The following is a 982-nucleotide window of genomic DNA, read 5'->3' as shown; positions in this document are numbered from 1 at the left end:
AAGACCATTACCTCTGACAATGGTAAAGAGTTTGCTCAGCATAAGAAGGTGAAACGAAAGCTCTTTACTTCCTTCTTCTTTGCCGATGCTTATGCGTCATGGCAGCGAGGAACCAACGAGAATACCAACGGCTTAATCAGAGAGTTCTTGCCTAAGGGTTGTGACTTTAGACAAGTCTCTGATAATGAGATACAGGACATTGAGAATAAACTAAACAACAGACCAAGAAAACGATTAGGGTTTAAAACGCCTATGCAGGCGTTCTATAATATTAATTAGCGTTGCACTTGGTGTGTTAATCTAAGGATCAAAAAACCACTTAGAATCTGCTTTTATCATCCCACTTAAAGGTTCGCCAAGATTTGTCTTCAAATATTGTGGTTCATCAGCAATCTTTAGATTAACGGTCAGGTCACCGAAACTCTTCCAAGTTTTGGCAGGTTTTAATGAATAGCTATAGATATATTGATTGGTCCAATTACTACGCTCTATTGTAGGATAAGCAGAATAATTGACAGTAATGACATGGTTGCCTTCACTTAAGTTGACCTCAAAGTATTTAGCGTTATCATTAAACGGTATAGCAGTATCCGTTTCAGCATCATAGTAAGAAGGCAGTGCTGTTGAATCACTTTTATAATCATAATTTCTAAGCACTGGTATAGTTTGACCATCTACCTTAATGGTAAAACTTTTTTCTGAATCATTACTTATATAATCTTCGAACACTTCGAAAATCAGCGGTACTCGTTCTCCTTCTTTATCGCTATAAATTTCGTAAGTAATATCATAATCAGCTTCATGAAAACCTTTTTTGATGTTGATATTTATGGTTTCAGAGAGAATATCAATATCTGCGCTTGAATATGCCGTGCCGACAGTAGTACCGTTGATGATAGGTGACGCCATATTGGCATAGCTAAACATACTAGGGCGTGTTGAACATTGGATATAAATTTCTGGCAAAAAAAATAGCGAACGG

The 982-nt window shown here is 37.0% G+C and carries 2 protein-coding genes; one reads left to right on the top strand and one right to left on the bottom strand.

Going from position 1 to position 982, the window contains the following annotated elements:
- Positions 1-279, top strand: a 279-nt coding sequence (locus EI161_RS14465) for an IS30 family transposase (protein WP_192529689.1), incomplete at its 5' end; no start/stop codon positions are given.
- A 21-nt stretch (positions 280-300) separates the two neighbouring features.
- Here the strand turns inward: EI161_RS14465 and EI161_RS14460 are convergent.
- Positions 301-982 (bottom strand): hypothetical protein (locus EI161_RS14460; protein ID WP_225735423.1); only part of this gene is annotated, 682 nt, incomplete at its 5' end.

This window comes from Psychrobacter sp. FME5 (genome assembly GCF_014861375.1).
GTDB lineage: Bacteria > Pseudomonadota > Gammaproteobacteria > Pseudomonadales > Moraxellaceae > Psychrobacter.
This window is presented reverse-complemented; position numbering and strand designations above follow the sequence as displayed.